Raw genomic sequence first — 25,567 nt, 5'->3', positions numbered from 1 at the left:
ATGGAAAGAAAACTTTTTGCATTTGATATTGATGGGACGTTGTTAAATTCGGAGAAGAAAGCATTGGATAGCACGAGAGAAGCGCTAGCAAAATTGCGGGAGCAAGGACACTTAGTTACGCTGGCAACTGGCAGAAGTCGTTATATGGCGCAAGAGGTGATTTGGGATTTAGATTTTACCAATTACGTATTATGTAATGGCGCCGCGGCTTTTGTGGATCATGAGCAATATTATCAAAATTTATTGCATGCTGAAGCGTTGGAACGTTTGGCACAAGACAGTGATCAACGCGGCTTAGGATTTGCTTGTGTGGGCTTAGATGATATTAAGAAGAGCAACCAGCACCGTGCTGAAAAAGTGGAAATTGCGATGAACTCTTTTCATTTTCATTCACCTGCTTATGATGAACACTTTTATCGTCAAAATGATATTTACCAAGCGCTAGCTTTTTATGACGCAGAAGATCAGTGTACGTTTGAAGAAGAATACCCAGAATTTCGCTTTATTCGCTGGCATCAACATAGCGTAGATGTTGTGCCTAAAGATGGCTCAAAATCAGCTACGTTAACGTATTTAGCTAAACGTGTGGGCATTGATGCAAAAAATATCATTGCCTTTGGGGACGGCGAAAATGATCGAGAAATGCTAAGCCATGCAGGAATTGGCGTTGCAATGGGCAATGCGAGTCCTTCCATTCAAAAAGTGGCTACGATGGTCACAGATACAAATGATAATGATGGCATTTGGAAAGCCTTAAAAGAAATGAAGGCCATTTGAGGTCGGGACAGAAGTGTTTAACTCCGAGAAATAAGAAGGAATTTCCGAAAATTGTTCTTTAATTTTTGGAGAATTTCGGCTTATTTCCGAAGGAGTTGCTTCTGTTCCCGCCGTTTATTAGTTTTTGAGCGTGGAGCAAAAATCCAAAGTGATTTTTGTCCCACGCTCCTTTATTCGATGACTAAAACGCCCTCTTTTAAAGCAAATGGATTTTCTTTGTTAATATGATCGTAGAACATGATGCCATTAATATGATCAATTTCATGTTGAACCACAATCGCTTCGTAGTTTTTTAAACGAACTTTGTGTTTTTCGCCAGCCATGTCAAAATAACTGACGGTAATTTTGTTATGGCGAACGACATACCCAGGCACATCTCGATCGACAGATAAACAGCCTTCCCCTTCACCTAAACATACATCTTGCACAGAATGGCTCAAAATTTTAGGGTTGTACATTACCGTACTTAATGAAGGCGTTTCGTTTTCTGGGTCGTTACTAGGAACATGGACAGCAATAATTCGTTTAGAAATATCTAATTGTGGTGCAGCTAAACCAACGCCACCACGTAATTGTAATTCTTCGGCTTTGACTGGATCTTGACTATTTTTTAAGAAAGTCAACATGTCTTCGCCTAATTGTCGGTCTTCCTCAGTGATAGGGACAGGCACTTCTTCTGCCACAGCACGAAGTGTGGGATTCCCTTCACGAATAATATCTTTCATTGTAATCATTCAATGGTTCCTCCTTTGAAACATAAAAAAATTCTTCTTTTATTTATTCATGCGCTGAAATAATCAGTTGTTTACCACCATTTAGTGTATCACAAAATCACCAAAAAAGGGGCTAGATTGTTTAAAAAAACTATCGAATAATAGAGATTAAGCTTGCATTTTAGCGGTGTTTCCTGTAAAGTAAGCTTGTGTGGAAACACACCATCTATCACTTGGTTTAGCGAGTCACCAACGCTTCACTCAGTGATCAGACGAATAATAGAGAAAGAGGTGGAACAAATGGCAATTTCACAAGAAAGAAAAAACGAAATCATTAAAGAATACGCACGTCATGAAGGAGATACTGGTTCTCCAGAAGTACAAATTGCTGTCTTAACTGAAGACATTAACCAATTGAACGAACATGCGCGTACACACAAAAAAGATCACCATTCTTACCGTGGTTTAATGAAAAAAATCGGTCACCGTCGTAACTTGTTAGCTTACTTACGTAAAACTGACATCCAACGTTACCGCGAATTGATCCAACGTTTAGGATTACGTCGTTAATCATTACGTATAAAGCGAGGTTCAATCAGAATCTCGCTTTTTATCTTATTGTCACTATTGAAGGTCCTCTTTGGAAAGTTTTTAGGAACTACTAACCAAATGAAAGAGCAGCAACGACTTGTTACTTTTTCATTTGTTTAGTAGCCGTCTGACTTTTCCAAAGAGCAAGAGTAAAGGAGAAGAATTATGACAGAAAAACAAGTCTTTAAAACAACTTGGGGCGGCCGCCCACTAGAAGTAGAAATCGGCCAATTAGCCAAACAAGCCAATGGAGCTGTCTTAGTACGTTACGGCGATACGGTCGTTTTAAGTGCTGCTGTTGCCTCTAAAGAAGCAAAAGATGTAGACTTTTTCCCATTAACTGTAAACTATGAAGAAAAAATGTATGCGGTAGGAAAAATTCCTGGCGGCTTCATTAAACGTGAAGGTCGTCCAAGTGAACGTGCGACATTAACCGCTCGTTTAATCGACCGTCCTATTCGTCCAATGTTCTCAGAAGGCTTCCGTAACGAAGTCCAAATTACGAACATCGTTATGAGTGTGGAGCAAGACTGTACACCAGAAATGGCTGCAATGTTTGGGTCTTCCTTAGCGTTAGCAATTTCAGATATTCCGTTTGACGGACCAATTGCTGGCGTTGACGTTGGTCGTATTAATGGCGAATATGTCTTAAACCCAACGGTAGAACAAGCAGAACAAACAGATATTGAATTAACTGTTGCTGGAACAAAAGAAGCCATCAACATGGTTGAAAGTGGTGCCAAAGAAGTATCAGAAGAAGATATGTTAGGTGCCTTACTTTTCGGTTTTGATGCCATCAAAGAACTAGTGGCGTTCCAAGAAGAAATCGTTGCCGCTGTAGGTAAACCAAAAATGGACGTGGACTTATTACAAGTGGACGCTGATCTTAAAAAAGAAATTTTTGATGCGTACTACAATACAATGAAAACAGCCGTAATGACGGAAGAAAAATTAGCACGTGAAGTTGAAATTGACAAAGTAAAAGATACAGTCAAAGAAGTTTACGCTGAAAAATTTGCGGAACACGAAGAAGAAGCACAATTACTAAAAGAAGTGAAACAAATTGCGGAAGATCTTGAAAAAGATGTTGTACGTGAGTTAATCACGATCGATAAGATTCGCCCGGATGGCCGTAAATTAGACGAAATTCGTCATTTATCATCAGAAGTAAGTATTTTACCACGTGTGCATGGTTCTGGCTTATTTACTCGGGGTCAAACACAAGCTTTATCCGTTTGTACATTAGCGCCTTTAGGGGAACATCAAATTATCGATGGGTTGGGTGTCCAAGATAGCAAACGTTTCATCCATCATTATAACTTCCCACAATTCTCTGTTGGTTCAACAGGACGCGCGGGCTCACCAGGTCGTCGTGAAATCGGTCACGGTGCGTTAGGTGAACGTGCCTTAGCACAAATTATTCCATCAGAAGAAGACTTCCCTTACACAATCCGCTTAGTAGCAGAAGTGTTAGAATCAAATGGTTCTTCTTCACAAGCAAGTATTTGCGCGGGAACATTAGCATTAATGGATGCGGGTGTGCCAATTAAAGCGCCAGTTGCAGGTATTGCAATGGGTCTTGTTAGTGATGGTGAAAACTATACAATCTTAACAGATATTCAAGGTTTAGAAGACCACCTTGGCGATATGGACTTTAAAGTAGCGGGAACGAAAGACGGAATCACTGCTTTACAAATGGACATCAAAATCCAAGGAATTACAGAACAAATTTTAACGGAAGCATTAGACCAAGCGAAGAAAGCACGGATGGAAATTCTAGAAGAATTAACAACAACGATTGCTGCCCCTCGTGAAGAATTAAGTCAATATGCACCGAAAATTGAAATGATTCAAATTAAACCAGCGAAAATTAAAGATGTCATTGGTAAAGGTGGCGAAACAATCAACAGCATCATTGATGAAACTGGTGTTAAGATTGATATCGATCAAGACGGTAACGTAAGTATTGCTTCATCAGATGCTGAAATGATTAAAAAAGCCATCAAGATTATTGAAGAATTAACCAAAGAAGTTGAAGTCGGTCAAGTTTACTTAGCAAAAGTTGTCCGCATTGAAAAATTTGGTGCGTTTGTTAACCTAATTAAAGGCAAAGATGGCTTGATCCATATTTCTCAATTAGCAAACGAACGTGTGAACAACGTTGAAGATGTCGTGAAATTAGGCGACGAAGTCCTTGTCAAAGTAACTGAAATTGACAAACAAGGCCGTGTCAACGTGTCAAGAAAAGCATTATTAAACGAAGAAAACAAAGAAAAATAATTTCTTTTTAAACCAACGAAAACCAAGGAAGCTTCCTTTCTTTTCGTTGGTTTTTTCGTTGAAAACAAGCCCTAAAAAAGAAATGATAAAAAAAGCTAAAGACGATCGCCAACTCTTTTGTTTATAGTCAATTAGTGGTAAAATTAATACTATCAGTCTGAAGAATATCTGGGGTGTCTTTGTGAAAAAATTTAATCCAAATAAAAATATAATCATTACCTTAATTTTAGTCATTATTTTAGTAACCATTATTAGTTTAACTGCTGCGCAACGTTCTGAAAAAGGCAAAACCAATGTCGTTCAAGGTGGTGTCAACAATAGCGTTAGTATGGTGGATCGTGTGATTTCTTTTCCAGCTCGTGTGGTGGAAAATGGCTTGTCTTCAATGGGCAATTTAATTAACACGTTTAAAGAAAACGAACGTCTAAAAGAAAAAATTGATAGCTATAATGAATTAGCTGTCCAAAACAATAACTATAAACGTGAAATTGATAGTTTAAAACAAGAATTGAATCTGAACGAAACGTTGGCCAACTATGAAAAAGTAACTGCGAATGTCATTACGCGTTCGCCGGATACTTGGCAAGACTTATTAATTATCGATAAAGGAACCAATGACGGCATTGAAGCGGGCATGGCGGTCATGGCGCAAAAAGGGTTAGTGGGGCGTGTTATTGAAGTCAATGCAACGACTGCAAAAGTGGAACTACTAACGTCTAAAAATGTTAACTCAAACCATTTCCCTGTGCGAGTAACTTCCGCAAATGGCGAATCGTTTGGTTTACTTAAAAATTACGACAATAAGACAAATGCATTAATTGTGTCACAATTAACTGGCGATGCCACTCTGAAAGAAGGCGATGTCGTTCAGACTTCTGGCTTAGGTGGTAATTCCCCAGCCGATTTAGCGGTAGGGACAGTTATTAAAGTGAAACCAGATAGTTTTGGTTTAGATCGTGAAGTGTATGTGAAACCTTATGCGGATGTCTATGGTATCTCTGTTGTGACGGTCGTGAAAAGATCGGCAGGGGAAAGCGAATGATTCGGAAAGAGTATTTAAAATACGTCACACCTATTCTCTTGTTTTTCTTAATGTTAATTGATGCTCATTTAACAAAGTCTTTTGAAACGTGGACAAGTAATGTTTACTTTGCCAGTTCTCATCTGTTATTACTTGCGTTTATGTTTGCCGTTCCTAATTTTTCTAAACGTTATCTATTAATTACTTCGTTAATTTTAGGCTTTATTTGCGATAGCTACTACATTGGCATTATCGGGATTTATACAGTTGCACTGACGATTTCGGTTATGTTGATGTATACATTTAAAGAAGTAATTCAAACAAATTTACTAACTGGTTTTTTTGGGATCGTTATTTTTACCACGTTGTATGAACTGATTGCGGTACTGATTCAAGTGGCCTTTCATTTAGCGGATGTCAGCCCAATTTTATTTATTACGCGTGTGTTGGGCCCTACATTGCTATTGAACATGGTGTGGTATGTTATTTTATCTTATCCACTGAAAAAACTGTTTTCCGTAAAATAAAAATTGGAAATTTTGTTCGTTTGCGAAAAATGCTCATTTGTTAGCATTTTTCGCTTTTTTTATTTTCTTTAAATAACAAAACAATGAGAAGCTTACCCTGGAGCCATGAAGAAAGTTGTGAAAAAAGTGAAGCTTTTTTTTGTCATTTACAAGAAGAAAATTGAAATATTACTGTAACATCCATATTATCTCAGTGACATACAGCTATGCTACAATTGCTCTATCGTTGAAAAAGAGAAATTTATTCAAATTTTAATAAATAATAAAAAAGCTTAACAAAAAAGGATTTTCGGAGGACAACAGATTGAAGAAAAGTGTATTATCGGCTCTAATGGTATGTTCCATTACCTTAACAAGCGTAGCGTTACCATCCGCAGCATTTGCAGATGAATACGATACAAAGATTCAACAACAAGATCAAAAAATTAATGCGTTAACTAGCCAAATGTCAGATGCAGAAGCAAAAGTTGCCGCTATTGAAAATGATATGGTTGAAACGGCCAAACAAATCGATACATTAACAGCTAAAAAGAACAAGCTATCATCAGAAGTATCTAAATTATATAGTGAAATTTCTGATTTGAATGTCCGTATTCAAAAACGTGAAGTACAAATGACAAAACAAGCGCGCGATGTCCAAGTGAATGGTCAAAGTGATTCAATTATTGATGCGGTCTTAGATGCAGATTCAGTAGCAGATGCAATTGGTCGTGTTCAAGCGGTCTCAACAATGATGAGCGCCAACAATGAATTACTAGAACAACAAAAAGAAGACAAAGCGACTGTTGAAAAGAAAACAAAGAATGTTGAAAAACAAATTGCTGAATTAGAAGCAGCAACAAAAGAATTAAATGACAAAACAGAATCATTAAAAACATTGAAGATTCAACAAGAAGTGGCTAAAAATGATTTAGAAGCACAACGTTCTGAAGAACAAGGGAAAAAAGACAGCTTCATTAAACAGAAAAAAGAAGCGGAAAAACGTTTAGCAGAAGAGCAAGCACGCCAACGTGCAGCTGCTAAAAAAGCAGAAGAACAAGCGGCAGCGCAAGCACAAGCCGCAGCACAAAAAGCGGCAGCTGAGCAAGCGAAAGCAACAAAAGCAGCCAATGAGGCAGCAGCATCAGCCGCTGAAGAAAAAGCCGCAACACCAGTAGTAGAATCATCAGCAACTACTGAAAGTACCACAACGCAAGAAACAACAACTTCAAGTACTGAAACAGAAAGTGTTGTAACAACACCTGTGGCAGCAGCACCTGAAAAAGAAAAAGAAGTTCCTGTAACTAACCCAACGACTCCTGAAAAAGGCAATGAAGCAAAACCAGGGAATGGTGGCGTGACTTCAGGAAAACAAGCCGCAATTAATGCAGCTTTAGCAGATGTTGGTAATTCTTATGCAACAGGTTGGAATCAGCCAGGCGAATGTTTAGTATCCGTTCGTCGCTGGTTAGCGGCAGGCGGTATTAACTTCGGTTATGGTGGTCCAAACAGTGGCTATGTTGCTTCTGGCGCAACACAAGTTAGCTGGAGTAACGTACAACCAGGCGATGTTGTTCAATATGAAAGTGCCTATAGTCCAGATAGCTGGATTGGTGGCGTGCATACTGTCTTAGTTACAGGTGTAAGTGGTGGAAGTGTCCAAATCGTTGAAGCGAACAACCCAGGAGGTTCTGGTTATGTTTCTTCTAACTCTAACTGGTCACCAGCACCACCAGCAGGATTCCGCGCTGTTGTATGGCGTTTTCCAGGCTAAATAGTCACCTATTAATAATTGATAACAAGGAGTGGTAACTAACAAAAATCGTTAGTTGCCGCTTTTTTTATTCATTTAATTTTAAATATATGCATAAAATGTATCTGAAAATATTGTAATCTGGCCATTTTTTTGCAATTATAGAGGTATATACATATTAGGAGCGGAGGAATCAGCATGAGCGGAACGCACGATACAAAACAAGCAATCGCTTCAGCTTTAATAGAATTATGTGAACAAAAGGATTTTCGTAAAATAAGTGTCCAAGATATTACTAAAAAAGTGGGCTTGAATCGCCAAACATTTTATTATCACTTTACAGATAAATATGATTTATTACGTTGGATTTATCGTCACGATGCATTGATTTACTTGGAAACAGATATTTGTTTGGAAAACTGGGAGGAACAAGCCCTGAAGTTATTAAAAGCGATTAAAGAGAAGAGTCATTTTTACTATACAACAGTGACCTCAGATTCAGAAGTTCTTCTTAATGTTTTTTCCGCTTCGACCAATCGCTTATTTATTTCATTATTTGAACAAGTCGATGTTGAGAACCATTTAACAGATAAAGACAAACAATTTTATGCGAATTTCTTTTCTTATGGATGTAGCGGCGTCTTAACGAAATGGATTCTTGAGGAATATCCTCAGACTCCTTTGGAAATGGCGACGCAATTATTCCGTTTAGCGAAAGATACAGAATTTATGGCTTATCATTTGTATGAACAAGAAGCCAATGAGTAATGTGTGAAGGATAAAAAGTTTTATGAAGGAGTGAAACGTTGTGGTAACTGTGTTATTTGTTTGTTTAGGCAATATTTGTCGCTCGCCAATGGCAGAAGCGATTTTTCGTCAGAAAGTCCAACAAGCTGGTTTAGAATCGACTATTCAAGTATTTTCAGCAGCTACTAGTCACTGGGAAGTTGGCAGTCAGCCACATAAGGGAACCAGAAAAATTTTGGAGCAACAAGGAATTTCCTATCAAGGAATGCGGGCAACACAAATCCAGCCAAGTGATTTTAAAAAATATGACTATATCATTGGGATGGATGCGAATAATGTGGCAGATTTAAAAGCATTAGCTCCTCAAGAAGAGCAACGGCGGATTCATTTATTTATGGAAGTTGTGGCTGGTAAAGAAACCATGGACGTACCTGATCCTTATTATACTGGTGATTTTGAGGAAACTTACCGCTTAGTGGAAGCAGGTACCTCAGAATGGTTGAAAAAAATAAAAGCACAGCTGAAAGATTAGGACTATAGTCCGATAGTACTTTCTGTTTCCCCTTGGTACAATAGTGTTAACAAATTGTTCAGGGAAAAAGAGACAGGAGGGAAGTAAGATGAACAGTAGTTATTTATCCTATGTTTTTGAATTGAGTTTGTATTATTTATTGTTGATAATGAGTCTGCCGCTAGTGTATGCTGTCACGTATCATTTATCTTTTAGTAGTATGTATACAAGTGAATGGTTAATGATCTCTGTCTTCTTATCTCCGTTAGTTTTATTGTTTGCAGGTATCCGTTATGGTTTTGCTCGTCTGAAACAGCAAGAACGTCAAGCGATGAAATAAAGCAAAAAATCCTTGAAAAGTGTCAAAACTTTTCAAGGATTTTTTTATTAAGCCACCCAATCGGCTAAGGTTTTTTGCTCCAATTGGAAAGCCTTCAACATATCGTCGTTGGCGTCTTTAATAGGCGTCGTTGCTGCTAATGTTCCTTGAACAGCAATTCGCGTCGTTGCTTGTAAATCGCCACAGGTAATTAAGGTAATCATATTTTGACCAGGAACGTCATCAATTAACTCAACACGGGTTGGTTCGATTTTTTCTACAGAAGTTATTTTGTATGTATAAACAGTAGATAAATCAGTGATATAAATGAGTTCGTCTTTTTTGGTTCTTTCTAAAGGTGAAAATAAGGAAACGCCATCTTCCGTTCGATGACTAGCCAAGGCATAATTGTTTTTCCCCATGACTTGATCTTCTTTCATGGTCCCGGCACCAGTTAATAAAGCGACATTTGACAATCCTTTAAAAATAGGCAAATTAATTTCGACACTTGGTATCGCAATGGCACCAATCACAGGTAAGTTTTTGTTTTCAAATTGGGCTTTCATCACCGCTTCTGTGCTCAAGGACTCAACTGAATCAAAGTCAAACGTTGTTTCACGAGCCATATTTTTCTTCACATCAGCTGGTTTCAACTTGCTAACGGCGTACGAGCGGCTATTTTGTTGAACCACCCAACTACGTATCTGATTGTTAAAAATTAAGGCCAAGCCAATGATAAATAGTAAAACTAATAAGCTGTTGATTAACCAATTTTTTCCTCTTTTTTTCTCTTTTGGGCGCATATTCTCCCTCCTTTTAATGTATCAAGTTTACCACAATTTATTTGAAAAACCTATTTATTTTCTTTGGGGAATAGGTAAGCAGACCGGACCTTGATTTAATAAAAAACAACTGAATCGATTGATTTTTCAAAAAAATCCTCATTTTGTAATGGAATTTTAAAGTAAAAGAAACAAGCTTTTCTTTTGAAAATATTGTAAAATGGTAAGGAGGCTAGTAGAGGGGAGATGGGAATTTGCTTGATTTAATTTATGTACATATAGATGTAACCAGCAATGCGGTTTTATCTAAAGGAATTACCCATTCCGATTTTGTTCGTTCAATTGTGCATCATCCACAGAACTTACTATTATTAGATCCTTCTGCCGAAGCTGGCGAATACGATATGCATTCAGGCTTGAAAATTATTCGTGGAGAAGAAAGCGTCAATCGCTATTTTCAATCGCTACAACGTCGTTGGATGACTGAAGAGATTAAATGGATTGACTTTTCCGATGTGACGATGCTAAAAGAGCTAACGCCATTAGAAATTTCGGAACTTCTTTATTTTGGACACATGAAGAATAGTTTGCATTCGCCTTTCTTTTATAAGCTACAAAATGATTTTGTCTTTTTTGAATTTGCAGATCAGATGACGCGTGTCTATTATCGTTATATTGATGAATTTTATAGAATCTTTGCTGATAAAATTACACGTGTTGTTTTAGAGAAAGTGAATCAGAAAAAGGCCTTCTTTAAACGAAATACGCCTGTCGAAAAATTAAGTCCTGAATTACTTAAAAATATGAAAGGTATCTTGCAAGAAGGTGTTATTTTTTGCTTCCAACAAACAGAAGTGGATAAAGAAGAATATCGGATTCCTATTTACTTGGTGGAAGATTCACTTAGCAAGATGAAAAATACGTCATACCAAAAAGAAGAAATTTTGGCAACGCTTGTCTATAATAGTGAAAAACGCATTTGGCACATTGAACAAGAGAATGATTTCGGTGAAATTTTTATGTTAGCCCATGAAGGCTGAGAGAGCTCTAACTTTATCAACTAAAGTAGGGCTCTTTTTGTAGCTATGATTTGAATGAGAAATCAAGTATAATAAAATGATAAAAAGGAAAGAAGGTTGTTTAATGAAAAAAATACTCTATGGCGCTCTGACTGGCTTGGCACTCTTTTTGGTAGCTGGCTGTACACCCAAAACGCCTACTGCTGTTTCATCAACAAATGAACAAAAAGAAACAGCAATATCAACTAGTGAAACAAGTTCATCCGTACAACAAGAAGCAACGACGACATCAGAGAAGACAAGCGCGGTAGCTGTCTCTTTAGAAAAAGTAACGACAGCATTTGAGAAAAAATATCCAGAAGCTAAAATAACAAGTCTGCAGTTAGATACAGATTTTGGACGTTATTTTTATGAAATAGAAGGCGTGGATCAGCAAAAAGAATATCAAGTTGAAGTGAACGCAGAGACAGGCGAATTCACAAAAGAAAAAGTCGAAACCTTGGATGCCGATGAACAAAATGGCGTTAAAATGCAAGAAGAGGCACTTGATTTAACAAAGATCATTTCCAGAGAACAAGCCACAACCTTGGCTGAAAAAGAAGCGAAAGTCGGCCAGGCAACAGATTGGAAGTTAGAGAAAGAATTAGGAATCACCTATTGGGAAGTGAAAGTGAAAGAGGGCCAACAAAAAATAGAGGTAAAAATCGATGCTCATTCTGGTAAAATTTTGACAACTGAGCGGGACGATTAATGGATAAACAGTAGCTGGCATGCGTTTGAGTAGGAGCTGATTCCCTTAAACGTTGGTCCAGCTATTTTTTGCTTGTTCGACAAACGTGTTTTTCTAAAGTCTCTATGGTAAAATAACGATGTATTAGTGGTTGAGAGCGTCAGAACATAGGAGGAAATTTGTTTGGCTAGAAAAATGGATTTACGTATTTGGGTAGAAGGAACAGTCGTCGCAGCAATGGCAATGGCCCTCTCTTTTTTACCGATTGAATTTGCCAATAGTGGCTTGGACCTATCGTTGGGAATGGTTCCATTAGTTCTTTATTCGTTTCGTCGTGGGTTGCTTCCTGGAGTTGCAGCAGGCTTTGTTTGGGGCATGTTAAATATTATTCTCGGTACAGCCATGAAAAATTTCTTGTCCGTTCCACAGATTATTTTTGAATATCCCTTTGCTTTTGCGTTTGGAGGAATGGGTGGCGTATTCGCTAGAAAAATTCAACTGTATTTTCAAGCGAATCGTTTAAAATCAGCCATTCGTACGATTATTTTAGGAAGTGTTGTCGCAGTCTTCGCCCGCTGGTTTTGGCATTTTTGGGCGGGTGTATTGGTTTGGGGCATGTATGCACCAGAAGGAATGAGCCCATATCTCTATTCCTTTGTTCTAAACGGTACAAGTACCGTCGTCAATTGTTTATATGTAAGTCTAGTTCTAGGCTTATTGGCAAAAGTAGCACCGCAATTATTTGTTCCTAAGAAATAAGTTGAGTCCTAAGTCAGAAGTTTCATGGGATTTTGACTAAAGTCATAAATAAAAGAAACCACCAACCTGCAATCGCCAGGGTTGGTGGTTTCCATTTATTTTATAAAGACTTCAATATTCTAGTGAATTTGACGTTGGTGACGATTGGCTAACGTGCTGACTTTCATGACAGAAGCAACAGGAATCATGCGCAACTGTTGTTCATCCGTTTGTAAACGAACGACGATATTGTCCGAAATATTTTTTGAGACAATCCAGCCGATCACCGTTTCGAATTTATGCGCTGTAGGGACTTCTTTCAATTGTAAGACCACTAAGGATTTTTGGGCGGCAGCGACTTGGAGCTCTTGTAAAAGCGCACTGCGTTCCTTTTCTTTATTCTTTTGATCTTGAGAATCTTCTAAAAATGCCGAAAAGAAATGTTGGGAAGAGAGCGTAATCAGTTTAGAAATGCTCTTGATGGTAGCTTTATGTTGATCCATTCTTCTGCCTCCTTTACGAATAAAATAGAATAAAACTCAAATGACTAATTACCTGTATTTTACCTAATTTTGTGATAAAATTCAAGAAAATATGTTCGCCTTCAATAATTATGAGAATTTACCAACGTTTCTGTTTTTCGAAAAAGAAAGTAGTATAATGTGTGAGCATATAAGAAATACATAAGATTATCGGATGTAGTCAATAGATAGAAAAGGATGAATAGTATGTCAAAAAAACCATCAGGTTACCAAAAAAAAGTTCTCACGGTGTTGTTGGTATCGTTTGGCTTTGGCGGGTTGTTAGCGCAGTTTTCGCCGATGAAATCAGGTGGGTTTTCAAGTTGGTTTGATGATTCATATGTCAAAGCTAGTGCTGAATCAAGTAAAACAAAAGAACCAGCACCAGTTAAAATTGAGAAAAAAGTCAAACCTTTAAGCTATGGACAACAGGTCAATCAAGAAATTGAAAAGAAGCAATATGATGGACATCTGGATTTGCCGTTAGAATTGCAGACAGATGCTAAATGGAAAGACACCGCGTACGGATTTGGCAATGTAGATAAGCCGAATACAATCGAAATTAATGGCTGTGCGATTGTGTCGCTTGCAATGGTTGGTTCATACATGGATCACCAAGAAGTTACCCCACTAGATGTATTAGCTTGGGCAAAAAATGACTTCTTTATGGAAGGGCAAGGAACGGCGTGGTCTATTTTTAGTGCATATGCTGAAATGAAAGGCTATAACTGTCAAGAAATTGGGGATATTGAAACAGTGGCAGCTTTCTTGAAGGAAGGTCATCCAGTCATTATTTCTGTAAAACCGGGCTATTTCACTACAACTGGTCACATTATGGTGATGAGTGGTGTGGATGAAAAAGGCGATTTCTGGATTAATGATCCAAACGATTCAGAAGAAAAGGGCCATTCAAAACGGACATTTACAGCCGAAGAAGTGATGAATGAAGCGTTAAACTTCTGGGCATTTTATTAGGAATAAGAAAAGGTGTGGAACAACAGGCAGTACCCTTTGTTCGCATCTTTTTTAGCAAATAAAAGGAGGCAGGACAATGGAGCGATGTACTTGGGCAACGAATACAACTGAAGAGATGCAAGCCTATCATGATGATGAATGGGGACGTCCAGTTCATGAAGAGCAACAGTTATTTGAGTTATTGACCTTGGAAAGTATGCAAGCGGGCTTAAGCTGGGCGATTATTTTGAATAAACGAGAAACGCTCAGAGCAGCTTATGATGCGTTTGATTATCGGAAAATTGCGCGATATGATGAGGAAAAAATTTTAGCTTTACTAGCAAATCCTGGTGTGATTCGTCATCGTTTAAAAATTCAAGCGACCATCACGAATGCGCAAGTTTTTCAAGAAGTTCAGGCAGAATTTGGGTCCTTTGATCGCTACCTCTGGAACTTTGTCGATCAGCAACCAATCGTTAATCACTGGCAGCACCCAGAAGAGGTTCCAGCCTCCACGGAATTATCGCAACAGATTAGTCGAGCGTTAAAAAAACGAGGATTTAAATTTTTAGGTGCCACGACAGTCTATTCCTTTTTACAGGCGGCGGGTTTGGTGAATGATCATTTAGAAACGTGTCAGTATAAATAAGTATAGAAGAATTAAAAAGGAAGGAACTAGCAAAACGAATGGCTAGTTCCTTCCTTTTTTTGCAGTGATTATGGACACTCATTTAACATCGTTGAAACAGTTTTCGCCAACTTTTCTATTAAGAATAGTGCAGGTAGTTGGGACGTTACGTCTGCAATGGAACTTTTCTCGGTTGTTATATAGTAGGGGATCGTGACTGTTGAAAGTTGAGCAATCGTGCTTTTTTCACTATTTGTAATAGCAATTACATCAATCCCCATTTCGATAAAATAATCAATATTTTGCCGAACTTTTTGTGTTTCACCCGAAACTGATAAGGCGATAACACCCACTTTTTTAGCCGTTTCTTCGGATAATTTGCTAACGGGATGGGAAAAAAGGTGGGATACAGAAGCAGATAAATTGTAGATACTGGAAAAATAAATTTCACCAAATTCAGCTAGGACTTTGGACGTTCCTTCGCCAATAAAAAGAACAAATTCTTTTTTTGCCAGCAATTCCGCAGCTTGAACAATCCGTCCTTCTAATAATTCTTCTGATGAGCGTTGCAAAAAATGAATCAGCATTGTTTCATCTAAAGATTTTGGTTGGGCTGTTTTTTTTCGTTCGCTTAGATAATTCTTCAATTTAAATTTAAAATCTGTATAGCCTTCACACTCGAATTTTTGACAAAAACGCCAGATTGCCGTTTTACTGAAATGAATTTCATCTGCTAATTCTCGAATTGTCATATAAGGAACTTTTTCAATATTGTGGCTAATATACTTGTAAATCTCTAATTCTGTTGGATTTAATTGTGGATCATAGGTTAAAAACATCATGCTGATCCCTCCTGTCATTTGTGAACGTAATGTCCTTTTTTAGGGACATGGTCTTATTTGTAGATTATAGCACTCAATCAGAAAACTAGCTATAAAAAAAGGCGTCACTTAGCTACAATCAATAGAGAAACAACTAAAAATTCATGAAACAGAAGAGAGAGTGGGGAAAAATGAGCAATAAAAAATTAATTATCAACGCTGATGATTTTGGTTACACGCCAGCGGTAACGCAAGGAATCATTGAAGCACACAAACGTGGCGTGGTTACTTCAACAACCGCATTACCAACTTCTCCTTATTTTTTAGAGGCCATGGAGAGTGCTCGAATCAGTGCACCGACTTTAGCTATTGGTGTCCATTTAACATTGACATTGAACCAAGCAAAACCTATTTTACCTCGAGAAATGGTTCCTTCCTTAGTAGATGAAGCTGGTTATTTTTGGCATCAATCGATTTTTGAAGAAAAAGTCAATTTAGAAGAGGTTTATAACGAATGGGATGCTCAAATTATTTCATTTATGAAAAGTGGCAGACGCCCTGATCATATTGATTCTCATCATAACGTTCACGGAAAAAATAAAAAGTTATTAGGCGTAGCTTTGGCACTTGCTCGCAAATATCAATTACCTTTACGTAACGCTTCAAGAAGTATTGAAACAAAAGACTATTTAGAGTTATATCAGGATGTTCGCACGCCAGATGAAATGTTGTACCAATTTTATGACAAGGCGATTTCAACTGAAACCATCTTGCAATTGCTTGATATGGTTGTTTTTAGTGAAGGAGAGGTCTTTGAAATCAATTGTCATCCTGCGTTTATCGATACTATTTTACAAAATCAATCAGGGTATTGTATGCCTCGAATTCGTGAAGTGGAAATATTAACGTCCCAAGAAGTCAAAGAAGCGATTGAAGAACGCGGCATCTTGTTAGCCAATTATGAATCGCTAGCAATGTAAATCAAAGAAGCGTGAATAGCGTGTGAGTAAGTTCTTAATCAGAGCGCCTACTTACACGCTAAATTATTGAAAGAAAGAGGACGTACATGAGTAAAGGACAACCAATAAATCTGAATATCAGCGATTTTTTAAAAGTTTTCGCTGTAGCATCAGTTATTTTACAAACGGTTTTATCATATGTGTTGATACATTCTCCGCAAACGGAAGCAATGAATTCAATCGGTAGTTTTTACCGAATGTCTAAATATTCGGCACCCATGTTTATTTTTGCAATTATTTACAACATGGTGTTAAAGAGTCAAGCTAAATCGTATCTTGAATTTTTAAAGGAAAAATTTTATGAATTGGTGCTTCCTTATGTGGTCTGGTCCAGTCTCTATCTATATGCTTTTCCTAGTTTACAACAACGAATGCCCTATGAAACGCCCCTAGGATTTCTAGGAAAAGTTCTCAGTGGTGATGGCGCGGCACATCTATGGTATGCCGTAATGATGTTGCAATTCCAATTATTTATGCCGTATTTTATTTGGTTGGCAACAAGAATTACAAAAAACAAAAAAGTGATTTTACCAATTGTCTTTTTTACAATCGGTGCGCATATCCTTTGGTGCTTCTGGTACCAGAAAATGATTTTTCCATATGCAGAAACTTCTCTTTGGTACTTAATAGATCGTTCAGGGCTTAGTTATCTCATTTATGGTATTTTCGGGGTCATCACAGCGAAGTATCAAGGGGAAATTTTTACTTTCTTGAAAAAGACGAGAGTGGCGCTATTTCTGTTGTTTCTTTTTATTTTTTGGCAGGCAGTCCAAGGGAATTTATTTGATGGAACACAGATGACACCGAACGATCTACCTTATTTGGATCTTCTTCAAAGTGCCTATAGTTTACTGATTATCGGGTTGGTTTTTTATTTGGGAACACAAGGAATAGCCAAAAAGATTCGTCTTTTACCAATGGTTAAATGGATAGCCACTTATGCGTATCGTAGTTATTTAGCGAATGTTTTTGTTTTTCAATTGGTCTTGAAACTGGTCCATCCGTTTTTAACCAATCAACCAGTCAGCTTGGTTATTCTTGTGTTGTATATGGGTACATTTGTTGGCTCGTTTGGGTTAACGGTTGTAATCGAGCATTTTTTCAAAAGCATCTTTAAGTTGGGACGCTTTGTATCTGTATAGGGACATGTTCTTAAATAGAAATCATCGTCCAAAATCATGGGAAAGCATACTCAATTGTTACAAGAATTGTTACACTCTTTGAGGAATAAGTTCTGCTTATCCAATTAAATAGTAAGCTCAGTAAATAGTTAGGGGAGAAAGAATAAATGATAGGTCTTATTTTAACGGGACATGGGGTATTTTCAACTGGAATGCATCAATCAGTTAGTATGATTGCAGGAGAACAACCAAATATTCAGGCGGTCCCTTTTTTCAATGATACAGGGCTTGATGTATTAGAGTCAAACATTCGTAAAGCCGTTGACTCTATGCTGGAGACGTGTCCAGCAGTGGTCATTTTAACTGATCTTTTAGGGGGTACACCGTTTAGAATTTCAATGACTGTCGCAAGTAATTATCAAAATGTTGAAGTGTTAGCAGGAACAAATTTACCGATGGTTCTTGAAGGGCTTGCATTACGCACAATCAGCACGAACGTAGAAGATTTTGTTTCAATGGTCACAGATTCAGCCAGAGACGGGATTGTTCATAAAAAACTAGAACAACCACAAGCAACTACTCAAGAAGAAGCAGACGGAATCTAACCAATTAGAAAAGAGGAGGAAGCACTATGCCGAATATTTTATTAACAAGAATTGATAACCGCTTGATTCATGGTCAAGTCGCAACACAATGGAACGGTTCTTTAGGCGCCAACTTAATTTTAGTCGCAAATGATGCAATTTCTGAGGATACAATGCGCCAACAATTGTTAAACATGGCGGCCCCTGCAGAAGTACAAACCCGTTTTTTCTCCATTAAGAAAACGATTGAGGTCATTCATAAAGCCTCAGAAAGACAAAAGATTTTTCTGTTAGTTGATAATCCTGTTGATGCATTGCGCTTGGTAGAAGGTGGTGTGCCAATCGAAAAATTAAACATTGGTAATATGCATATGGAAGAAGGCAAAAAACAAGTAGCTACCGCTGTTGCGGTTAATAAAACAGATGTAGACGCCTTTAAAAAGCTACAAGAATTAGGTGTTAAACTTTCGATTCAACGTGTCCCGTCAACGCCAGAAGAAAGTTTAGATGCATTATTTTCATAAAAAAGTAATGTTGGACAATAATTTTGAAGAGAAGAAGTGGGAAGAATGATTATTCAAAGTAAAAACGTATGGATTAACGAACAATTTCAACCAGCTCAAGTGGAAGTGTCAGAACAACGAATTGTTGCAATTCTACCGTACAATGAAAAAGCTGTCGACAAAGAATACGGAGAAAATCGCATTCTTCCAGGATTTATTGATATTCATGATCATGGTTGGCATGGTGGGGATGCCAATCATGCCAATCATGAATTTATCAAAGAGTGGCAAGCTTACCTTCCAGAAGAAGGGATTACAGCTTTTTTACCAACAACGTCAACCACATTTCCAAAAGACTTGGAACATTCATTTGAAGTGATTGGTTCATTTATTGAGGAAGACCAAGGAACCAACGGGGCACAAATCATAGGGATTCATGCGGAAGGACCAATGATTTCTGAAGAATTTCGTGGCTCTCATAATCCAGAGTTATTAGTAAAACCATCCGTTGAGACATTTAAAAAATGGCAAGAGTTAGCAAAAGGGCACATAAAATTAATGACGTTGGCACCAGAAAATGATGTAGAGAATGCCTTAACTACATATTGTCATGAACATGATGTAGTCATTTCAATTGGCCATACGGCTGCGACCTATGAACAAGCAATGGCAGCTGTCGAAGCAGGTGCAAAAAGTTTTACCCATACGTTTAATGGAATGGAAGATATCAGTCACCGGAAACCAACCGCAGTAGTTGCTGCTTTGGATAGTGAAGAAACGTTTGCTGAAATTATTGCTGATGGGGTACATGTTGATTATTCATTAGTACGTGTGTTAGCCAAACTAAAAGGCAAGGACTATTTAATTGCTGTGACAGATTCTATCTGGGCCAAAGGGTGTCAACCAGGCGTTTATCCAAAACCAGAAAAAGGGATCGAAATGGTTATTGATGAACAAAATGTGGTCCGTTTAGCGAATGGCAAGTTAGCTGGAAGTACGAACCATTTAAATAATATGGTTCGCAACCTTGTTGAAAAAGCATTACTTCCAGAAGTGATTGCTATTAATTCAGTCACGAAAAATCCAGCTCGTTTGTTGAATGTGAACGAATCTATGGGAGAAATCAAACTAGGGCTTTTAGGTAATTTTACAATTATTGATGAGAAATACGAAGTGTTAGAAACCTTAGTAAATGGTGAAACAGTTTATAAAAAGTAGACGAAGTCTAATAGGAGGAAAAAAATGTTAGTACAGGCAATTTTGGTAGGAATTTGGGCTGGGATAGCAGGGGTTGATAAGCTTGTCTTACAGACACATATTCATCGTCCGATTGTTACAGGGCTGATTGTTGGTTTAATATTGGGAGATGTCAACACAGGGTTAATCACTGGAGCAACGCTAGAGTTAGTTTGGATTGGTGCAGTAGCAATCGGCGGTGCGCAACCACCCAACGTAGTAATTGGAGGAGTTATTGGAACAGCGTTAGCAATTATCACAAAATCTGACCCACAAGTAACCGTAGGGTTGGCTGTTCCTTTCGCAGTTGCAGCGCAAGCGTTAATTACCTTGTTATATACAGCGATGTCACCAATTATGCATAAATTTGATGCTTATGCAAAAAAAGCAGATACAAGAGGGATCGAAAGATTGTCTAGTTTTGTCCCAATCGTTTTATTCATTTGTTATTTTTTTGTAGTGTTTTTATGTATTTTCTTTGGTGCTGATAAAGCATCTAGTTTCATTTCTATTCTACCTGAATGGAGTATTCATGGCTTGAGCGTTGCAGGTGGTATGATGCCAGCAGTAGGTTTCGCCATGTTATTAAAAACGATGTGGGAAACATCCTACGTACCGTTCTTTATTTTTGGTTTTGTTATGGCTGCCTATTTAGGATTAGATACATTAGCGGTTGCAGGTTTAGCTGTCGCAATTGCTTTATATGAATTTTACGCACAAAGAAATAATACAGTCACTGCATCAAATAATAATGGAGGGTTTGAAGAAGATGGCATCTGAAGAAACATATAATGATACGATATCCGAAAAAGTAATAACAAAAAAAGAGTTAAAAAAAATAATGTTCCGTTCGTATCTGCTACAATCTTCATTTAATTATGAAAGAATGCAAGCAGGCGGCTGGACCTACTCATTAATTCCAGGATTGAAAAAGATCCATCGTGATAAAGAAGATTTAGCTCTTTCTTTGGAAAATCATTTACAATTTATGAACACGAATCCACAATTGGTGACGTTCATGCATGGTGTGATTATTGCAATGGAAGAGTCAAAAGAATCACCAAAATCCATTCAAGCGATTAAAACAGCGTTGATGGGCCCGTTAGGCGGAATTGGGGATGCGTTATTTTATTTAACCGTTTTGCCGATTGCAGCAGCGATTGGTTCACAACTATCATTAGAAGGCAATATCTTAGGACCAATTGTTTTCTTGTTGTTATTTAATATTCCGTATATGGCTGCCAAAATTGGGTTAATTAATCTAGGCTATAAAATGGGTGTCAAAGCAATTTCAGTTTTAAGCGAAAGTACTAAAAAATTATCTCGTTCAGCAACAATTGTAGGAATTTCCGTGGTGGGCGCGTTGATTCCGAAGAGTGTACAATTAACGACAACTTTTGTTTTTCGCTTGAAAGATACTAAGTTAGACCTTCAAACACAATTGTTTGATACAATCATGCCCAATTTATTACCTTTAGTGTTTACGCTGTTTTGTTTTATTATGTTGAAAAAAGGACGCACGCCGATTGCTTTAATTATTTTTACTGTGATTTTTGGGTTGTTAGGTTCTTTAGTCGGAATTATATAAAAAAGATTTGGAATGATAGCCAAAATCGCTATTGTTCCAAATCTTTTTCTAAATTTAATCGAGTGATTATTCTTTATACGCCCACTTGAAGTCGTATTTAGCACCTGTTGGATGATAAATAATTTCTTTCACGTTTGGTGCACGTAAGTGTGATTCTGCTTTTTGGTAAATTGGCACAACACCCATATCAGCAATTACTGTTTTTTCAGCGTTGATTAGATCTTCCCAGCGTTTTTCAGGATCGTTAACATCTGTGGTTTTGGACGCAGCAATGAATTTATCGTATTCAGGATTGCTGTAACGTCCACGGTTATTAGAAGTTGAGCTTTCTAATAAATCTAAGAAGTTAATTGGGTCTGAATAGTCGGCACTCCAACCACGAACAGCGATTTGGAAATCCCCTTTTAAGGTACGATCTAAGCGAACAGCCATAGGGACAGGCGTCACAGTTACTTTTAAGCCTTCCAAAGTATCAGACAGTGATCCTTGAAGATATTCGCCCATTTTTTTAGCGCCTTCAGAGTCGTCTACCATTAAATCAACCGTTAAGTTGGAAACACCAAGTTCTTGTTTCGCTTTGTTCCAGTATTCCACAGCTTTTTTCTTGTCGTATTTGACTAATTTGTCGCTGCCGGCTTCTTTAACAAAGTCTTCACCCGTTTTTGGTGATTTCGCGACATCCACAGGGACGAAGCCTTGTGAAGGAAGAGAGCCATTGGCTAAAATGTTTTTAGCTAATGAATCGCGATCGATGGCATAAGACATAGCACGACGTAAGTTTGCGTTGGTCAATGGTGATTTTTCATCTGCTTGATTCATTTCTAAATAGAAAGAAGAAGCGGCTTTTAATTGGACCAAGTCAGGCGAGTTTTGCATTTGTTGGGCCAGTTCGCCAGATAAATACGTATCATCCACTTCACCGGTTTCATAAAGATTTAAGGCAGTTGGGGCTTCTTTCACCACGTTGATAGCGACTTTATCTAACTTGACAGTCTCTTTATCCCAATATTCTTCATTTTTAGTTAGAGACCATTTAGTATCTGTTCCAGGACCATCAAACTCAGTTAGCGTAAACGGACCATTGTAGACTGCTTTATCGCTACTCTTTGTATAATCTTTACCAAAACGTTCAACGATATCTTGACGTTGCGGCAAGAAAGAAGGGAAAGCCAATAAATCGTCAAAATATGGTGTTGCTGTTTCTAAGGTGATTTCTAATTCATGATCATTGATTGCTTTAATGCCCAATTCTTCTTTAGGTAGTTCCCCTTTAGAAATTTTTTCAGCATTTTTTACTGGTTCAAACATGTAGGCATATTCTGAAGCAGTGGCAGGATCCACTGTTCGTTGCCAACCGTAAACGTAATCTGCAGCAGTAACTGGTTTGCCATCAGACCATTTTGATTCTTCACGTAATTTAACTTTGTAAACTAAACCGTCTTCTGAAACAGTCGCTTTTTCGGCTGCACCAGCAGGCGCGGGTTTGTTGTCTTTATCTAAACGATAGATTCCTTCGTAGACATTATTTAAAGTGGTAAAACTCACTTCATCTGTCGCAAGGGACGGATCGGCACTAGGCATTTCTTGGGATTCAACCATTGTGTATACTTGGTTGTCGCTGCCGCCGTTGCTTGCTCCTTTATCGTCACTGCCACCGCCGCAGGCCGCTAAAGCTAAGCTTGATAATACAAGTAATGAAGTAAATAAAACAGATTTCTTCATTTGACACGCTCCTTTTCATTTTTAGCAATACTCTCAGTATAATGTAAAAATGAAAAGGAGAAATTAAAAAATCGTTAGAAATGATTATTCTTTTATCAATTTTTAAAAAATGTCTAATCTTTTTTATGAAAAAAGTGGACAAACGTTGATAAGTAAAGATTTAAGCTGATTTCCATGCAGAAAGCATTCGATTTTTGAGTATTTATTCATCATTGATTTGATTTTTTTGACATAAAATAAACATCCCTTTTACAAAAAACAAATGAGAAGAAAAAAAGATTGTTACAAAAGCAAATAAGTGCTTTTGTAACAATCTTTTTAATCTTTTAATCGTTGAATGTCAATGACAGTTCCTGTGTAGGCATCTGCAGTGAATTCGTATTGAACAATGCCGTCGTCTTCAATGCGGCAAATTCCTCCAGTATATGTTTTGGAGTGGATGGCGAATTTCCGCAAGGGCTTTTTCTCAAACTCAATCCACGAACCTTCAATCGGTCCTTCTTTTAAAAAAGCAGCTTTTACATTTTCTAAGACGAGATCAGCGGAGATTGTTTTTTTCTTATGGTAGAACAAGGTTGAGGCAATGCCGCCTACTAAACCAAGACCAACGCCTAGCGCTAAGCCGCCTTTAAAGTATGTCAACTCATTTTCTTCGTTCATTTGTATGACCTCCCTTGGTCGGTTTCTGCTTACTATTACTTTTGTCAGTATCACTCTTATTTTACCATAGAGAAGGGGCCGCTGAGAAATAAAAAAAGTTTTTCAATCATTCTTTTAGGGCATTCTCGTTGTCACGTTTAAAAAGAGAAAGCGATGTGCATTTTCTAGTATTTGCGTTATAATAAGAGTGAAATCATATGAAAGGAGTACCTATTTTTATCGACAGGATAAAGTGACTTTTTAGAGAAAAAGTGACGCTTGGTTGGCGTAATTTCCAACAAATCAAAAGCAATAGGACATACATCTATGGAAGAAAAAACATTTCAACGAATCAAGGAATTAACTGAATTACAAGGAACCAGCGGATTTGAAGACGACATTCGCGCGTACATGAAAGAACATATCACCCCATTAGTGGACGATGTCCAATATGATGGTTTAGGTGGTATTTTTGGGATTAAACGTTCAAAAGTGGAAGCAGCGCCACGCGTAATGGTAGCAGCCCATATGGACGAAGTTGGCTTCATGTTAACTCAAATTAACGATAATGGTTTATTCCAAGTGGTTCCTTTAGGTGGCTGGAATCCCTATGTTGTTTCAGCACAACGTTTTACGTTAAAAACAAGTAAAGGGAACTATCCATGTATTTCTTCATCTATTCCGCCACACTTGTTGCGTGGTACGAGTGGTCAAAAACAATTAGAAGTCTCTGATGTGTTATTTGATGCAGGATTCTCTTCAAAAGAAGAAGCTGAAAGCTTTGGCGTTCGTCCAGGGGATTCCATTGTTCCACAAACAGAAACGATTAAAACAGCCAATGGCAAAAATATTATCAGTAAATCATGGGATAACCGCTATGGTTGTACGTTGGTATTAGATGCATTGGAAACGTTACAAAATGAAGAATTAGGCCACACATTAATTGCTGGAGCAAACGTACAAGAAGAAGTTGGTTTACGTGGTTCTAAACCATCTGTTCATAAATTTAATCCAGATATTTTCTTTGCGGTGGATTGTTCAGCGGCAGATGATATTCATACGAAAAAAGGGACGTATGGTCATTTAGGTGAAGGAACGTTATTACGGATTTTCGACCCAGGTTTGATCACATTGCCTCGCTTACGTGAATATTTATTAGATACAGCTGCGACACACAATATTCCGTATCAATATTTTGTTTCTAAAGGCGGAACGGATGCTGGGGCAGCGCACACAACTAATAATGGTGTACCAAGTACAGTCATCGGCGTTTGTGGTCGTTACATCCATACGCATCAAACAATGTTTAGTATTGCGGATTATGAAGCAGCGCGGGAAATGTTGTTACAAGCATTACGTGGCTTGGATAAATCAACAGTTAATACAATTGTTTACGGAAAGTAGAGGATGTTTAAATGATTTATCCCAATTCATTAGAAGAACTAGCAACTTATGTTGAAAAAGGTAAAAATGTTTTCTTCTTTACTGCTGATTGGTGCGGAGACTGTCGTTTCATTAAACCAGTCATGCCTGAAATTGAAGAAGCATTTCCAGCTTTTCAATTTATCGAAGTCGACCGTGATCAGTTTATTGACGTGGCTGCCGAGTGGAATATTTTTGGTATTCCGAGTTTTGTCGTAATTGAAAACGGTCAAGAGTTAGGACGCTTAGTAAATAAAGATCGAAAAACAAAAGAAGAAATCAGTGCATTTTTAACTAGCTTAGGCTAATTTTCATGAACCAG

The 25,567-nt window shown here is 37.7% G+C and carries 29 protein-coding genes; 23 read left to right on the top strand and 6 right to left on the bottom strand.

Annotation, left to right across the window (positions count from 1 at the left end):
* Entirely contained in the window at nt 1-777 is a 777-nt protein-coding gene (locus IGJ03_RS11335; RefSeq protein ID WP_375804867.1) for an HAD family hydrolase, read from the top strand.
* A gap of 170 nt (nt 778-947) precedes the next feature.
* Here IGJ03_RS11335 and def read toward each other — a convergent pair whose 3' ends face one another.
* Complete coding sequence (def, locus tag IGJ03_RS11330; protein ID WP_002354981.1) at nt 948-1,511, bottom strand: peptide deformylase; 564 nt, start codon at nt 1,509-1,511, stop codon at nt 948-950.
* A gap of 279 nt (nt 1,512-1,790) precedes the next feature.
* Between def and rpsO the strand changes: the two genes are divergently transcribed.
* The 8 genes from rpsO (at nt 1,791) to IGJ03_RS11290 (ending at nt 9,239) form a co-directional block, all read left to right on the top strand.
* Nucleotides 1,791-2,060, top strand: coding sequence for a 30S ribosomal protein S15 (gene rpsO, locus IGJ03_RS11325; RefSeq protein ID WP_002354983.1), 270 nt, complete (start codon nt 1,791-1,793; stop codon nt 2,058-2,060).
* Nucleotides 2,061-2,246: 186 nt separating this feature from the next.
* The gene (pnp, locus tag IGJ03_RS11320) at nt 2,247-4,361 is read left to right on the top strand and encodes a polyribonucleotide nucleotidyltransferase (protein ID WP_002354984.1); all 2,115 of its coding nucleotides are present in this window, start codon (nt 2,247-2,249) and stop codon (nt 4,359-4,361) included.
* Nucleotides 4,362-4,542: 181 nt separating this feature from the next.
* Complete coding sequence (mreC, locus tag IGJ03_RS11315) at nt 4,543-5,403, top strand: rod shape-determining protein MreC (RefSeq protein ID WP_002383273.1); 861 nt, start codon at nt 4,543-4,545, stop codon at nt 5,401-5,403.
* On the top strand, nt 5,400-5,909 hold the full coding sequence (mreD, locus tag IGJ03_RS11310) for a rod shape-determining protein MreD (RefSeq protein WP_002359075.1): 510 nt from the start codon (nt 5,400-5,402) through the stop codon (nt 5,907-5,909). Before mreC ends, mreD begins: the two co-directional genes overlap by 4 nt.
* A gap of 331 nt (nt 5,910-6,240) precedes the next feature.
* Complete coding sequence (locus IGJ03_RS11305) at nt 6,241-7,662, top strand: CHAP domain-containing protein (RefSeq protein ID WP_016617014.1); 1,422 nt, start codon at nt 6,241-6,243, stop codon at nt 7,660-7,662.
* Between the two features lie 177 nt (nt 7,663-7,839).
* Nucleotides 7,840-8,409 carry a TetR/AcrR family transcriptional regulator gene (locus IGJ03_RS11300; protein WP_002354991.1) on the top strand — a complete coding sequence of 190 codons (570 nt, stop codon included), beginning with the start codon at nt 7,840-7,842 and terminating at the stop codon, nt 8,407-8,409.
* A 40-nt stretch (nt 8,410-8,449) separates the two neighbouring features.
* Nucleotides 8,450-8,920, top strand: coding sequence for a low molecular weight protein-tyrosine-phosphatase (locus IGJ03_RS11295; RefSeq protein WP_002378799.1), 471 nt, complete (start codon nt 8,450-8,452; stop codon nt 8,918-8,920).
* An 88-nt stretch (nt 8,921-9,008) separates the two neighbouring features.
* Nucleotides 9,009-9,239, top strand: coding sequence for a hypothetical protein (locus IGJ03_RS11290; RefSeq protein ID WP_002383277.1), 231 nt, complete (start codon nt 9,009-9,011; stop codon nt 9,237-9,239).
* A gap of 47 nt (nt 9,240-9,286) precedes the next feature.
* Here the strand turns inward: IGJ03_RS11290 and IGJ03_RS11285 are convergent, their stop codons facing one another.
* Nucleotides 9,287-10,021, bottom strand: a complete 735-nt coding sequence (locus IGJ03_RS11285; protein ID WP_002354994.1) for a class A sortase — start codon at nt 10,019-10,021, stop codon at nt 9,287-9,289.
* 233 nt (nt 10,022-10,254) lie between these two features.
* On the opposite strand from IGJ03_RS11285, the gene IGJ03_RS11280 reads away from it, so the two are divergent.
* From IGJ03_RS11280 to thiT, 3 genes are all read left to right on the top strand, one after another.
* A complete protein-coding gene (locus tag IGJ03_RS11280; protein ID WP_002354996.1) occupies nt 10,255-11,040 on the top strand; it encodes a hypothetical protein in 786 nt (261 codons plus the stop codon).
* Nucleotides 11,041-11,116: 76 nt separating this feature from the next.
* Nucleotides 11,117-11,770 (top strand): PepSY domain-containing protein, encoded by a 654-nt coding sequence (locus IGJ03_RS11275; protein ID WP_368023287.1) that lies wholly within the window; start codon nt 11,117-11,119, stop codon nt 11,768-11,770.
* A 162-nt stretch (nt 11,771-11,932) separates the two neighbouring features.
* Nucleotides 11,933-12,508, top strand: coding sequence for an energy-coupled thiamine transporter ThiT (thiT, locus tag IGJ03_RS11270; RefSeq protein ID WP_002354998.1), 576 nt, complete (start codon nt 11,933-11,935; stop codon nt 12,506-12,508).
* Nucleotides 12,509-12,627: 119 nt separating this feature from the next.
* On the opposite strand, the gene IGJ03_RS11265 is transcribed toward thiT, so the two are convergent.
* On the bottom strand, nt 12,628-12,990 hold the full coding sequence (locus IGJ03_RS11265) for a hypothetical protein (RefSeq protein WP_002354999.1): 363 nt from the start codon (nt 12,988-12,990) through the stop codon (nt 12,628-12,630).
* Between the two features lie 216 nt (nt 12,991-13,206).
* Between IGJ03_RS11265 and IGJ03_RS11260 the strand changes: the two genes are divergently transcribed.
* Both IGJ03_RS11260 and IGJ03_RS11255 read left to right on the top strand, forming a co-directional pair.
* A complete protein-coding gene (locus tag IGJ03_RS11260) occupies nt 13,207-13,983 on the top strand; it encodes a peptidase C39 family protein (protein ID WP_002372856.1) in 777 nt (258 codons plus the stop codon).
* A 76-nt stretch (nt 13,984-14,059) separates the two neighbouring features.
* Nucleotides 14,060-14,611: a DNA-3-methyladenine glycosylase I gene (locus tag IGJ03_RS11255; protein ID WP_002378947.1), complete on the top strand. Its 552-nt coding sequence runs from the start codon at nt 14,060-14,062 to the stop codon at nt 14,609-14,611.
* A gap of 68 nt (nt 14,612-14,679) precedes the next feature.
* Here the strand turns inward: IGJ03_RS11255 and IGJ03_RS11250 are convergent, their stop codons facing one another.
* Nucleotides 14,680-15,432 carry a MurR/RpiR family transcriptional regulator gene (locus IGJ03_RS11250; RefSeq protein ID WP_438711138.1) on the bottom strand — a complete coding sequence of 251 codons (753 nt, stop codon included), beginning with the start codon at nt 15,430-15,432 and terminating at the stop codon, nt 14,680-14,682.
* Nucleotides 15,433-15,575: 143 nt separating this feature from the next.
* On the opposite strand from IGJ03_RS11250, the gene IGJ03_RS11245 reads away from it, so the two are divergent.
* From IGJ03_RS11245 to IGJ03_RS11215, 7 genes are all read left to right on the top strand, one after another.
* Nucleotides 15,576-16,391, top strand: a complete 816-nt coding sequence (locus IGJ03_RS11245) for a carbohydrate deacetylase (protein WP_025190594.1) — start codon at nt 15,576-15,578, stop codon at nt 16,389-16,391.
* A gap of 86 nt (nt 16,392-16,477) precedes the next feature.
* The gene (locus IGJ03_RS11240; RefSeq protein WP_438711136.1) at nt 16,478-17,572 is read left to right on the top strand and encodes an acyltransferase family protein; all 1,095 of its coding nucleotides are present in this window, start codon (nt 16,478-16,480) and stop codon (nt 17,570-17,572) included.
* Nucleotides 17,573-17,718: 146 nt separating this feature from the next.
* Nucleotides 17,719-18,156, top strand: a complete 438-nt coding sequence (locus IGJ03_RS11235) for a PTS sugar transporter subunit IIA (RefSeq protein WP_010823988.1) — start codon at nt 17,719-17,721, stop codon at nt 18,154-18,156.
* Between the two features lie 26 nt (nt 18,157-18,182).
* Entirely contained in the window at nt 18,183-18,659 is a 477-nt protein-coding gene (agaV, locus tag IGJ03_RS11230) for a PTS N-acetylgalactosamine transporter subunit IIB (protein WP_002355007.1), read from the top strand.
* Nucleotides 18,660-18,704: 45 nt separating this feature from the next.
* Nucleotides 18,705-19,856, top strand: a complete 1,152-nt coding sequence (gene nagA / locus IGJ03_RS11225; protein ID WP_049095584.1) for an N-acetylglucosamine-6-phosphate deacetylase — start codon at nt 18,705-18,707, stop codon at nt 19,854-19,856.
* A 24-nt stretch (nt 19,857-19,880) separates the two neighbouring features.
* A complete protein-coding gene (gene agaW, locus IGJ03_RS11220) occupies nt 19,881-20,654 on the top strand; it encodes a PTS N-acetylgalactosamine transporter subunit IIC (protein WP_002355009.1) in 774 nt (257 codons plus the stop codon).
* Entirely contained in the window at nt 20,626-21,462 is an 837-nt protein-coding gene (locus IGJ03_RS11215; protein WP_002395657.1) for a PTS system mannose/fructose/sorbose family transporter subunit IID, read from the top strand. The genes agaW and IGJ03_RS11215 overlap by 29 nt, the downstream gene beginning before the upstream one ends.
* 66 nt (nt 21,463-21,528) lie before the next feature.
* Here the strand turns inward: IGJ03_RS11215 and IGJ03_RS11210 are convergent, their stop codons facing one another.
* Both IGJ03_RS11210 and IGJ03_RS11205 read right to left on the bottom strand, forming a co-directional pair.
* Nucleotides 21,529-23,184, bottom strand: a complete 1,656-nt coding sequence (locus IGJ03_RS11210; protein ID WP_002355011.1) for a peptide ABC transporter substrate-binding protein — start codon at nt 23,182-23,184, stop codon at nt 21,529-21,531.
* Nucleotides 23,185-23,502: 318 nt separating this feature from the next.
* Nucleotides 23,503-23,844 carry a PepSY domain-containing protein gene (locus IGJ03_RS11205; protein WP_002355012.1) on the bottom strand — a complete coding sequence of 114 codons (342 nt, stop codon included), beginning with the start codon at nt 23,842-23,844 and terminating at the stop codon, nt 23,503-23,505.
* A 306-nt stretch (nt 23,845-24,150) separates the two neighbouring features.
* On the opposite strand from IGJ03_RS11205, the gene pepA reads away from it, so the two are divergent.
* Together pepA and IGJ03_RS11195 are read left to right on the top strand one after the other, a co-directional pair.
* Nucleotides 24,151-25,227: a glutamyl aminopeptidase gene (pepA, locus tag IGJ03_RS11200; RefSeq protein WP_002355013.1), complete on the top strand. Its 1,077-nt coding sequence runs from the start codon at nt 24,151-24,153 to the stop codon at nt 25,225-25,227.
* An 11-nt stretch (nt 25,228-25,238) separates the two neighbouring features.
* Nucleotides 25,239-25,553 (top strand): thioredoxin family protein, encoded by a 315-nt coding sequence (locus IGJ03_RS11195; RefSeq protein WP_002355015.1) that lies wholly within the window; start codon nt 25,239-25,241, stop codon nt 25,551-25,553.
* The last annotated feature ends 14 nt before the right edge of the window (nt 25,554-25,567 follow it).

It is taken from the genome of Enterococcus sp. DIV1315a (assembly GCF_051712325.1).
Lineage (GTDB): Bacteria > Bacillota > Bacilli > Lactobacillales > Enterococcaceae > Enterococcus > Enterococcus faecalis.
The sequence above is the reverse complement of the archived record's forward strand: the minus strand, read 5'-3'. Positions and strand labels throughout refer to the sequence as shown.

What these genes read in the sequence shown, in the direction of transcription:
- IGJ03_RS11335 (WP_375804867.1), top strand. Translation starts at nt 1, where the DNA reads ATGGAAAGAAAACTTTTTGCATTTGATATTGATGGGACGTTGTTAAAT.
- def (WP_002354981.1), bottom strand. Translation starts at nt 1,511, where the DNA reads ATGATTACAATGAAAGATATTATTCGTGAAGGGAATCCCACACTTCGT.
- rpsO (WP_002354983.1), top strand. Translation starts at nt 1,791, where the DNA reads ATGGCAATTTCACAAGAAAGAAAAAACGAAATCATTAAAGAATACGCA.
- pnp (WP_002354984.1), top strand. Translation starts at nt 2,247, where the DNA reads ATGACAGAAAAACAAGTCTTTAAAACAACTTGGGGCGGCCGCCCACTA.
- mreD (WP_002359075.1), top strand. Translation starts at nt 5,400, where the DNA reads ATGATTCGGAAAGAGTATTTAAAATACGTCACACCTATTCTCTTGTTT.
- IGJ03_RS11305 (WP_016617014.1), top strand. Translation starts at nt 6,241, where the DNA reads ATGGTATGTTCCATTACCTTAACAAGCGTAGCGTTACCATCCGCAGCA.
- IGJ03_RS11300 (WP_002354991.1), top strand. Translation starts at nt 7,840, where the DNA reads ATGAGCGGAACGCACGATACAAAACAAGCAATCGCTTCAGCTTTAATA.
- IGJ03_RS11290 (WP_002383277.1), top strand. Translation starts at nt 9,009, where the DNA reads ATGAACAGTAGTTATTTATCCTATGTTTTTGAATTGAGTTTGTATTAT.
- IGJ03_RS11285 (WP_002354994.1), bottom strand. Translation starts at nt 10,021, where the DNA reads ATGCGCCCAAAAGAGAAAAAAAGAGGAAAAAATTGGTTAATCAACAGC.
- IGJ03_RS11275 (WP_368023287.1), top strand. Translation starts at nt 11,117, where the DNA reads ATGATAAAAAGGAAAGAAGGTTGTTTAATGAAAAAAATACTCTATGGC.
- IGJ03_RS11265 (WP_002354999.1), bottom strand. Translation starts at nt 12,990, where the DNA reads ATGGATCAACATAAAGCTACCATCAAGAGCATTTCTAAACTGATTACG.
- IGJ03_RS11260 (WP_002372856.1), top strand. Translation starts at nt 13,207, where the DNA reads ATGAATAGTATGTCAAAAAAACCATCAGGTTACCAAAAAAAAGTTCTC.
- IGJ03_RS11255 (WP_002378947.1), top strand. Translation starts at nt 14,060, where the DNA reads ATGGAGCGATGTACTTGGGCAACGAATACAACTGAAGAGATGCAAGCC.
- IGJ03_RS11250 (WP_438711138.1), bottom strand. Translation starts at nt 15,432, where the DNA reads ATGATGTTTTTAACCTATGATCCACAATTAAATCCAACAGAATTAGAG.
- IGJ03_RS11245 (WP_025190594.1), top strand. Translation starts at nt 15,576, where the DNA reads ATGAAACAGAAGAGAGAGTGGGGAAAAATGAGCAATAAAAAATTAATT.
- IGJ03_RS11240 (WP_438711136.1), top strand. Translation starts at nt 16,478, where the DNA reads ATGAGTAAAGGACAACCAATAAATCTGAATATCAGCGATTTTTTAAAA.
- IGJ03_RS11235 (WP_010823988.1), top strand. Translation starts at nt 17,719, where the DNA reads ATGATAGGTCTTATTTTAACGGGACATGGGGTATTTTCAACTGGAATG.
- agaV (WP_002355007.1), top strand. Translation starts at nt 18,183, where the DNA reads ATGCCGAATATTTTATTAACAAGAATTGATAACCGCTTGATTCATGGT.
- nagA (WP_049095584.1), top strand. Translation starts at nt 18,705, where the DNA reads ATGATTATTCAAAGTAAAAACGTATGGATTAACGAACAATTTCAACCA.
- agaW (WP_002355009.1), top strand. Translation starts at nt 19,881, where the DNA reads ATGTTAGTACAGGCAATTTTGGTAGGAATTTGGGCTGGGATAGCAGGG.
- IGJ03_RS11215 (WP_002395657.1), top strand. Translation starts at nt 20,626, where the DNA reads ATGGAGGGTTTGAAGAAGATGGCATCTGAAGAAACATATAATGATACG.
- IGJ03_RS11210 (WP_002355011.1), bottom strand. Translation starts at nt 23,184, where the DNA reads ATGAAGAAATCTGTTTTATTTACTTCATTACTTGTATTATCAAGCTTA.
- IGJ03_RS11205 (WP_002355012.1), bottom strand. Translation starts at nt 23,844, where the DNA reads ATGAACGAAGAAAATGAGTTGACATACTTTAAAGGCGGCTTAGCGCTA.
- pepA (WP_002355013.1), top strand. Translation starts at nt 24,151, where the DNA reads ATGGAAGAAAAAACATTTCAACGAATCAAGGAATTAACTGAATTACAA.
- IGJ03_RS11195 (WP_002355015.1), top strand. Translation starts at nt 25,239, where the DNA reads ATGATTTATCCCAATTCATTAGAAGAACTAGCAACTTATGTTGAAAAA.